Origin of the sequence: Chelativorans intermedius, assembly GCF_025398255.1 — a bacterium.
GTDB lineage: Bacteria > Pseudomonadota > Alphaproteobacteria > Rhizobiales > Rhizobiaceae > Chelativorans > Chelativorans intermedius.
Genome location: NZ_JAODNW010000007.1, coordinates 236,442 through 245,485, shown reverse-complemented (window position 1 = coordinate 245,485; position 9,044 = coordinate 236,442). Strand labels below are relative to the sequence as shown.

8 protein-coding genes and 1 tRNA gene are annotated in these 9,044 nt (G+C 67.1%); 6 read left to right on the top strand and 3 right to left on the bottom strand.

Translation table 11 applies throughout. The features are described 5' to 3' along the window. Nucleotides 1–111: 111 nt before the first annotated feature. Nucleotides 112–187: transfer RNA gene (locus tag NYR58_RS07965), tRNA-Ala, on the bottom strand. Nucleotides 188–342: 155 nt separating this feature from the next. Then, nucleotides 343–723 carry a TIGR02300 family protein gene (locus tag NYR58_RS07960; RefSeq protein ID WP_261519957.1) on the bottom strand — a complete coding sequence of 127 codons (381 nt, stop codon included), beginning with the start codon at nt 721–723 and terminating at the stop codon, nt 343–345. 271 nt (nt 724–994) lie between these two features. On the opposite strand from NYR58_RS07960, the gene aroA reads away from it, so the two are divergent. From aroA to rpsA, 3 genes are all read left to right on the top strand, one after another. Further along, nucleotides 995–2,350 (top strand): 3-phosphoshikimate 1-carboxyvinyltransferase, encoded by a 1,356-nt coding sequence (gene aroA, locus NYR58_RS07955; protein WP_261519956.1) that lies wholly within the window; start codon nt 995–997, stop codon nt 2,348–2,350. Further along, nucleotides 2,347–3,009 (top strand): (d)CMP kinase, encoded by a 663-nt coding sequence (gene cmk / locus NYR58_RS07950; RefSeq protein WP_261519955.1) that lies wholly within the window; start codon nt 2,347–2,349, stop codon nt 3,007–3,009. The genes aroA and cmk overlap by 4 nt, the downstream gene beginning before the upstream one ends. Nucleotides 3,010–3,193: 184 nt before the next feature. After that, nucleotides 3,194–4,900 (top strand): 30S ribosomal protein S1, encoded by a 1,707-nt coding sequence (rpsA, locus tag NYR58_RS07945; RefSeq protein ID WP_261519954.1) that lies wholly within the window; start codon nt 3,194–3,196, stop codon nt 4,898–4,900. Nucleotides 4,901–5,007: 107 nt separating this feature from the next. On the opposite strand, the gene NYR58_RS07940 is transcribed toward rpsA, so the two are convergent. After that, the gene (locus NYR58_RS07940) at nt 5,008–5,211 is read right to left on the bottom strand and encodes a SlyX family protein (protein WP_261519953.1); all 204 of its coding nucleotides are present in this window, start codon (nt 5,209–5,211) and stop codon (nt 5,008–5,010) included. Nucleotides 5,212–5,355: 144 nt separating this feature from the next. Between NYR58_RS07940 and NYR58_RS07935 the strand changes: the two genes are divergently transcribed. Genes NYR58_RS07935 through NYR58_RS07925 form a run of 3 tightly spaced genes read left to right on the top strand, consistent with a single transcriptional unit; the run spans nt 5,356 to nt 8,998 of the window. After that, nucleotides 5,356–6,891, top strand: a complete 1,536-nt coding sequence (locus NYR58_RS07935) for an ABC transporter ATP-binding protein (protein ID WP_261519952.1) — start codon at nt 5,356–5,358, stop codon at nt 6,889–6,891. After that, on the top strand, nt 6,888–8,027 hold the full coding sequence (locus NYR58_RS07930; RefSeq protein ID WP_261519951.1) for an ABC transporter permease: 1,140 nt from the start codon (nt 6,888–6,890) through the stop codon (nt 8,025–8,027). Before NYR58_RS07935 ends, NYR58_RS07930 begins: the two co-directional genes overlap by 4 nt. Continuing rightward, complete coding sequence (locus NYR58_RS07925; RefSeq protein WP_261519950.1) at nt 8,027–8,998, top strand: ABC transporter permease; 972 nt, start codon at nt 8,027–8,029, stop codon at nt 8,996–8,998. The genes NYR58_RS07930 and NYR58_RS07925 overlap by 1 nt, the downstream gene beginning before the upstream one ends. Nucleotides 8,999–9,044 lie beyond the last annotated feature (46 nt).

Genomic DNA, 9,044 nt, shown 5'->3' with positions numbered 1-9,044 from the left:
ATCAGACACCCGTTCCATGCCTCCGTGTATACCACATGTGTGGCCAATCGGCAGGATGTAAGTGCCTGAAATCCCTCAGATGGTAAGAGAATTAATAACTTACGAGAAGAATGGTGGAGCCAAGGGGAGTCGAACCCCTGACCTCTTGAATGCCATTCAAGCGCTCTCCCAACTGAGCTATGGCCCCACACCCCGGCCTTCGAGGGCCGGCGCCGTCTCCGGCGAAGAGGTCTTCGGCTTGTCGCCGATCAATCGTGTTGGCGGCTTCTAAACCCGCCGCGCCGCAGAATCAAGCCCCAGTTTCGCGTCGGATGCGCGGCCTGTGGGCAAGCTGCCGCAAGCCTATTGTTCCTCGTCGTCACCGCCGACGCCGATGATGTCCTTGACGTCGTCGTCCTCGTCGTCCTCCTCCTCCAGGAAGGTGTCGTCGGCATCGTCGCCAAGGTCGACGTCATCGTCGTCGATATCCGGCAGGTCGGGCTCGGCGCCCTTGCTTTCCTCGTCGGCCTCCTCCAGCGAGACCAGCTCCGGCCCCTCTTCGCCAAGCTCCTTGTCCTCGACGTCCTCTTCCTCGTCGACGATGGGCTCGCTGTCGGATTCGAAGAAACTGCGCGGGTAGGACTGGCCCGTATAGGGCGAAACGATCGGATCCTTGTTCAGATCGTAGAACTTTCGGCCCGTCTCCGGGCAGATGCGTTTGGTGCCGAGTTCGGGTTTAGCCACCGTCTTGCCTCATTAGTCTCGAATACAGGGCCGGCAGCTCCCCCGAGGAGTTGCCGCCCGAAACCGGCTCCCTCGGGCGGGGCGCGGCGGGGAGCGGTTGTCTGCGAAAATTCCGGTCCCCATAACCACAGATCGCACGCCTGTCAAAGCCTATTGAAAGGCCGCGCGAAAAGGGCTCCATGGCGCCGCAGTGGCCGCGCGACGGGGGATGACCGGAGGGGCGGCCCGTGCTAGAGGCACCCCCGGCCCGCTTCCTGCAAGAGATATGCCCATGAGCCACGACATGCCGCCCCGCCCCGCCACCAGCCACAAGTCCGAGGCCCTGTCCGGCCGATGCCGCGTGCCGGGCGACAAGTCGATCTCCCATCGCGCATTCATGCTCGGCGGGCTGGCCGCCGGCCGGACACGGATCACCGGCCTTCTGGAAGGCGAGGACGTGCTGCGCACCGGCGAGGCCATGAAGGCGATGGGCGCCCGAATCGAGCGCCAGGGGCCTGCATGGATCATCCACGGCACGGGCAATGGCTGCCTGCTGGAGCCGGAAGGCCCGCTCGACTTCGGCAATGCCGGCACCGGGGTGCGGCTGACCATGGGGCTTGCCGGCACCTATGACATGACGGTGCGCTTTACCGGCGATACCTCGCTGTCGCGCCGGCCCATGGGGCGCGTGCTCGATCCGCTGCGCCAGATGGGGGTCCAGGTGGTGGACGCCAGGGAGGGCGACCGGCTGCCGGTCACGCTGCGCGGGCCGGCCCATGCCGCGCCCATCAGCTATCGCGTGCCGATGCCCTCCGCCCAGGTGAAATCGGCGGTGCTGCTTGCCGGGCTCAACGTGCCGGGCGTCACCACCGTGGTGGAGCCGGTGATGACGCGCGACCACACGGAGAAGATGCTGGCCGGCTTCGGCGCGGCCCTGGAGGTGGAGACCGACAGCGATGGCGTGCGCCACATCCGGCTCGAAGGACAGGGCCGGCTGGAGGGCCGGGACATCGACGTGCCGGGCGATCCCTCGTCCGCCGCCTTTCCGCTGGTTGCGGCGCTCATCGTGCCGGGCTCCGACATCGTGATCGAGAACGTGCTCATGAACCCGACGCGCACCGGCCTCATCCTCACGCTGCAGGAGATGGGCGCCGACATCGAGCCGCTGGACCGCCGCAGCGCCGGCGGCGAGACGGTGGCCGACCTGCGCGTGCGCGCCTCGCCGCTCAAGGGCGTGACGGTGCCGGCCAGGCGCGCGCCCTTCATGATCGACGAATATCCGGTGCTGGCCGTGGCCGCCAGCTTCGCGGAGGGCGAGACGCTGATGGAGGGGCTGGAGGAACTGCGGGTGAAGGAGTCGGACCGCCTGGCCGCCGTTGCCGCCGGGCTGAAGGCGAACGGGGTGGACTGCACCGAGGGACGGGACTTCCTTGCCGTGCGCGGACGCCCGGAAGGCAAGGGGCTCGGCGGCGGCACCGTCGCCACGCATCTTGACCACCGCATCGCCATGAGCTTCCTCGTCATGGGGCTGGCCGCGGAACGGCCGGTGACGGTTGACGACGAGACCATGATCGCCACCAGCTTCCCCGAGTTCATGGCGCTGATGCAGGGGCTGGGCGCCCGCATCGAGACGGCGCAGACGGCATGAGGCGGGAGAGCCTCATCATCGCCATCGACGGGCCGGCGGCCTCGGGCAAGGGCACGCTGGCGCGCCGTCTTGCCGCCCGCTACGGGCTGAACCATCTGGACACCGGCCTGACCTATCGCGCCGTGGCCAGGGCGCTGCTCGATGCCGGCCTGCCGCTCGACAACGCGCAGGAGGCGGAAGCGGCGGCGCGCGCGGTCGATCTCGGGGCGCTGGACCGCCAGGCGCTCGCCGCCCACGCCGTGGGCGAAGCCGCCTCGAAGATCGCGGTGATGCCCGAGGTGCGCCGCGCCCTCGTGGAAAAGCAGCGGGCGTTCGCCGCCTCCCCGCCGGGCGCCGTGCTCGACGGGCGCGACATCGGCACCGTGGTCTGCCCGAACGCGGATGTGAAGCTCTATGTGACGGCGAGCCCGCAGGTGCGCGCCGAACGCCGGTGGAAGGAGATTCTCTCGGGCGGCGGCGAGGTGGATTACGCGGCGGTGCTCGCCGATGTGGAGCGGCGCGACGTGCGCGACATGTCGCGCGCGGACAGCCCCCTGAGGCCGGCCGACGATGCGCACTTGCTCGACACGAGCGAAATGGATATAGAGACCGCGTTTCAGGCGGCTGTCGCGCTGATCGACGCGGCGCTTGCCGGAAGAAACGCAGACGGAAGGCGCTGACGGCTCCCGCAGGGAGGCGCAGGGCGCTTTTCGGCATTTGGTGAGCCGGTCTGCCCGCATCTCCCTTGCGCCGGAATTGCCGCGACCGCGGCCGAGGGCTGGAAAGCCCGGATGCACGGCAGGCCCAACGCAACACGAACCGCCGGCGCTTGCGCCCCCAAAAGGGGTGTTTTCAGGAGCATCAATGTCACAACTCAATCCGTCTCGCGATGATTTCGCGAGCCTTCTCGAAGAATCCTTTTCCGAGCGCGACGTCGCCGAGGGCTCCGTCGTCAAGGGGGTCGTCACGGCGATCGAAAAGGACATGGCCATCATCGATGTCGGGCTGAAGGTCGAAGGCCGAGTGCCGCTCAAGGAGTTCGGCGCCAAGGCCAAGGACGGCCAGCTCAGTGTCGGCGACGAGGTCGAGGTCTATATCGAGCGCGTCGAGAACGCGCTGGGCGAGGCCATGCTGTCGCGCGAAAAGGCGCGCCGCGAGGAAAGCTGGATCAAGCTGGAAGAGAAGTTCAACAAGGGCGAGCGCGTCGAAGGCGTCATCTTCAACCAGGTCAAGGGCGGCTTCACCGTCGACCTGGATGGTGCCGTGGCCTTCCTGCCGCGCAGCCAGGTGGACATCCGCCCGATCCGCGATGTCAGCCCGCTCATGCACACGCCGCAGCCCTTCGAGATCCTGAAGATGGACAAGCGGCGCGGCAACATCGTCGTCTCGCGCCGCACCGTGCTCGAGGAGAGCCGCGCCGAGCAGCGCTCGGAGATCGTGCAGAACCTCGAGGAAGGCCAGGTGGTCGAGGGCATGGTCAAGAACATCACCGACTACGGTGCGTTCGTCGACCTCGGCGGCATCGACGGCCTGCTGCACGTCACCGACATGGCGTGGCGCCGTGTCAACCATCCGACCGAGATCCTGAACATCGGCCAGACGGTGAAGGTGCAGATCATCCGTATCAACCAGGAGACGCACCGCATCTCGCTGGGCATGAAGCAGCTCGAGGCCGACCCGTGGGACGGCATCGGCGGCAAGTACCCGCTCGGCAAGAAGGTGACCGGCCGCGTGACCAACATCACCGACTACGGCGCCTTCGTGGAGCTGGAGCCGGGCATCGAGGGCCTCATCCACGTCTCCGAGATGAGCTGGACCAAGAAGAACGTGCATCCCGGCAAGATCCTGTCGACCACGCAGGAGGTCGAGGTGGTCGTCCTCGAGGTCGATCCGGTCAAGCGCCGCATCTCGCTCGGTCTCAAGCAGACGCTGGAGAACCCGTGGGAGGCGTTCGCCCGCAACCATCCGGTGGGCTCGGTGGTGGAAGGCGAGGTCAAGAACAAGACCGAGTTCGGCCTGTTCATCGGCCTCGACGGCGACGTCGACGGCATGGTGCACCTCTCCGACCTCGACTGGACGCGTCCCGGCGAGCAGGTGATCGAGGAGTACAACCGCGGCGACGTGGTGAAGGCGCAGGTTCTCGACGTCGACATCGAGAAGGAGCGCATCTCCCTCGGCATCAAGCAGCTCGGCCGCGATGCGGTCGGCGAGGCGGTGGCCGCCGGCGGCCTGCGCAAGGGCGCGGTGGTGACCTGCGAAGTGACGGGCGTGAAGGATGCCGGCATCGACGTGCGCCTGGTCGAGCACGATCTGGACACCTTCATCAAGCGCTCCGACCTTTCGCGCGACCGTGCCGAGCAGCGCCCCGAGCGCTTTGCCATCGGCCAGAAGGTGGACGCCCGCGTCACCCAGTTCGACAAGAAGACGCGCAAGATCAGCGTCTCCATCAAGGCGCTGGAGATCGCCGAGGAGAAGGAAGCGGTGGCCCAGTACGGCTCCACAGACTCCGGCGCTTCGCTGGGCGACATTCTGGGCGCCGCGCTGAAGAAGCAGGAGGAGAAGGGCGACTAAGCCCCTCCCACCTTGCACGCATTCCTGAAGGCCCCGCGTGTTGAGACCGCGGGGCCTTTTTCGTTCTTGGATGCGATCGAGTCCGCGGGTGGGGTGCGATCCCGCGCCTACCAGTGCGGCGGCTTGGTCACCGGCGCCGATGGAATCGCCTGCTCCTCCAATGCCTGGAAGCGGCGCGTCAGAAGGTCGAGCCTGCCGCGCAGCCGCTCGATCTCGCGCCACTGCTCGGCAAGCTGGGCCGACATCTCCTCGATGGTCCGCTCCTGCTCGGCGGCGAGGATTTCGAGCCTCTCCAGCCGCGTCTCGTCCATGGTTTTTCCTTTCGCCTTCGCCTTTTGAGAATTGACAATTCCACCGCCCTTTGTCGAGTGTACGCTGCCGCCGGTTGGCAGGCGGGCGGCTGCGTGCTACCAGATTTGACCAAAAGATAAAAAATGGGGAACAGCGGGGCGCCGATGGCGGAAGCTGCAATCGAACTCAAGGGCATCAGCAAGAGCTTCGGGGCCGTGCGCGCCAACCGTGACATCGACCTGAAGATCGCGCGCGGCACCATTCACGGCATCATCGGCGAAAACGGTGCTGGCAAATCGACGCTGATGTCGATCCTCTATGGCTTCTACCAGGCCGACCGCGGCGAGATCTTCGTCAATGGCGAGCGGGCGGCGATCCTCTCTTCCAGCGACGCGATTGCCCGCGGCATCGGCATGGTGCACCAGCATTTCATGCTGGTGCACAATTTCACCGTGCTGGAGAACATCATCCTCGGCGCGGAAGGCGAGCCGCTGCTCAAGACCTCCGTCGCCAAGGCGCGGGCGGAGCTGGAGCGGCTGGAGCGTGACTACGGGCTGGAGGTCGACCCCGACGCGGTGATCGAGGACCTGCCCGTGGGCCTGCAGCAGCGCGTGGAGATCCTGAAGGCCCTCTTCCGGGGCGCCGAGATCCTGATTCTCGACGAGCCGACCGGCGTGCTCACGCCGTCGGAGGCCGACCACCTGTTCCGCATCCTGCGCCAGCTCAAGGATGAGGGAAAGACCATCGTGCTGATCACGCACAAGCTGCGCGAGATCATGGCCGTCACGGACAATGTCTCCGTCATGCGCCAGGGCGCGCTCGTGGCCACGCGGCGGACGGAGGAGACGACGGTGGAGGAACTGGCCGAACTGATGGTGGGCCGGCGCGTGCTCCTGCGCGTGGAGAAGGGCCCCGCCCGGCCCGGCGATTTCATGCTCTCGGTGAGGAACCTGACGGTGGAGGACTCGCGCGGCGTGAAGATGGTCGACGACGTTTCCTTCGACGTGCGCGCCGGCGAAATCGTCGGCATTGCCGGGGTCGCGGGCAACGGGCAGAGCGAGCTTCTGGAGGCCATCACAGGCATTCGCAGGGCCGTCTCGGGCAGCGTGACGCTGGATGGAGAGCCCGTGGAGCTGACCGGGCGAGCGGATCCCGCCGATCTGCGCCGCCGCGGCATGGCGCATGTGCCGGAAGATCGGCACAACATGGGGCTCGTCCTGCCCTTCGAGGAAAACGAGAACGCCATCCTGGGCTACCACTGGCAGGAGCGCTATCTGAAGGGACCCTTCCTCGACATCGAGGCCATCCGCCGCGATGCGCAGGACAAGATCGAGAAATACGACATCCGCCCGCCCGACACGCGCCTCAAGACCGCCAATTTCTCCGGCGGCAACCAGCAGAAGATCGTGCTGGCGCGCGAGATGGAGCAGGACCCCAAGGTGCTGATCGTTGGCCAGCCGACGCGCGGCGTGGACGTGGGCGCCATCGAGTTCATTCACAAGCGACTGATCGACATGCGCGACCAGGGCAAGGCGGTTCTTCTCGTCTCCGTCGAGCTCGACGAGATCCGCTCGCTTTCCGACCGGATTCTCGTCATGTTCGCCGGCCGCATCGTCGGCGAACGCAGCCCCGAAGCGACGGAGGGCGAGCTGGGCCTGCTGATGGCGGGCGTGGAAGAGGAAAAGGAGGCCGCCCAGTGAGCGCACCCTATGCGAAGCTGCCCGCTTGGGCGGATTACGGTCTCATCCCGCTCATCAACCTTTTCGTGGCCTTTCTGGTGGCCGGCCTCGTCGTGCTGCTCGTCGGCGAGAATCCGCTGCGCGCGGCCGTCATCCTGGTCGAGGGGGCGGTCGGGCGCGGTCAGGCCATCGCCTACACGCTCTACTATGCGACGAGCTTCATCTTCACGGGGCTGGCCGTTGCCGTGGCCTTCCACTGCAGCCTGTTCAACATCGGCGGCGAGGGGCAGGCCTATGTGGGCGGGCTGGGCGTGGCGCTGGTGTGCCTGACATTCGACAGCCTTCTTCCCTGGTGGCTCACCTTCCCGCTCGCCATTCTGGGGGCTGCCGCCTTCGGCGCGGCCTGGGCCTTCATCCCCGCCTATTTCCAGGCCAGGCGCGGCTCCCACATCGTGATCACCACGATCATGTTCAACTTCATCGCCGCCAGCCTGATGGTCTATCTCCTGGTCAATGTGCTGAAGCCGGCGGGCAGCCAGGCGCCGCAGACCCGCACTTTTCTGGAAGGCGGGCAATTGCCCAAGCTCAACTGGATGCTGGAGGCGATGGGCCTGACCGTGCGCTCGGCGCCCTTCAACATCTCCTTCCTTCTGGCGCTCCTCGCCGCCTTCCTGGTGTGGGTGCTGATCTGGCGCACGCGTCTCGGCTACGAGATCCGCATGCGCGGGCACAGCCCCAGGGCGGCGCGCTATGCCGGGGTCAACGAGGTGCGCATCATCATCGTCACCATGCTGATCTCGGGCGCGCTGGCCGGCATGATGGCGCTCAACCCGGTGATGGGCGACCAGAACCGCCTGCAGATCGACTTCGTGACGGGTGCCGGCTTCGTTGGCATCGCCGTGGCGCTGATGGGCCGCTCGCACCCGGCCGGCATCGTGCCGGCGGCCATCCTGTTCGGCATGCTCTACCAGGGCGGGGCGGAGCTTGCCTTCGAGATGCCGGGGATTTCGCGCGACATGATCGTCATCATCCAGGGCCTTGTCATCCTGTTTGCCGGCGCGCTCGAACACATGTTCCGGCCCACCCTGCAATCGGTGTTCGCGAGCTTCAGCCCGCGCTCCGTCGGGATCGAGGCGAGCCGGGGGGAGCGCGCGTGATGGAACTGCTCAACACGTTCATCCAGCTTCTCGATTCCACCGTGCGGCTCTCCGTGCCGCTGCTCTTCGCCGCGCTGGCCGGTCTTTACTCGGAGCGCTCGGGCGTCTTCGACATCGGGCTGGAAGGCAAGATGCTGGCCGGCGCCTTCGCCGCCGGGGCGGCCGCCGCGGTGGCGGGCTCGGCCTGGGCAGGGCTTGCCGCGGCGGTGACCGTCTCCATCTTCCTGGCGCTGGTGCACGGCTTTGCCTCCATCACCCACCGGGGCAACCAGATCGTCTCGGGCGTGGCGATCAACTTCATCGCCGCCGGCTCCACCATCATTCTGGGCCAGGCCTGGTTCCGGCAGGGCGGCCGCACACCGTTGGTCGGCGCCGAGGACCGTTTCGGCGCCGTGGAACTGCCCTTCGCGGACGCGCTGAGCGGCGTGCCGATCCTCGGGCCGCTCTATTCCGACCTCCTGTCGGGCCACTCGCTGCTTGCCTATGTCGCCTTCCTGCTGGTGCCGTTCACCTGGTGGGTGCTGTTCCGCACGCGCTTCGGACTGAGGCTGCGGGCGGTGGGCGAGAACCCGGCGGCGGTGGACACCGCCGGCATCTCGGTCGCCTGGCTGCGCTACCGGGCCGTCATCTGCACCGGCGTGCTGACCGGCTTCGGGGGCACCTATCTGGCGCTGGCGCAGAATGCGGGGTTCGTCAAGGACATGACGGCGGGCCGCGGCTTCATCGCGCTTGCCGCGCTCATCTTCGCCAAGTGGCGGCCGGTGCCGGTGATGTTCGCCTGCCTGCTGTTCGGCTTTCTCGATGCCTTCTCGATCCGCATCCAGGGCACACCGCTGCCGCTCGTCGGGCAGGTGCCGGTGCAGTTCATGCAGGCCCTGCCCTACATCCTGACCGTGGTGCTGCTCGCCGGCTTCATCGGCAGGGCGGTGCCGCCGCGCGCCGGCGGCGTGCCCTATGTGAAGGAACGGTAAAGCGTGGGCGGGAGCGGGGCACGGCAGGGCGGGCGAAGGGAAGCGC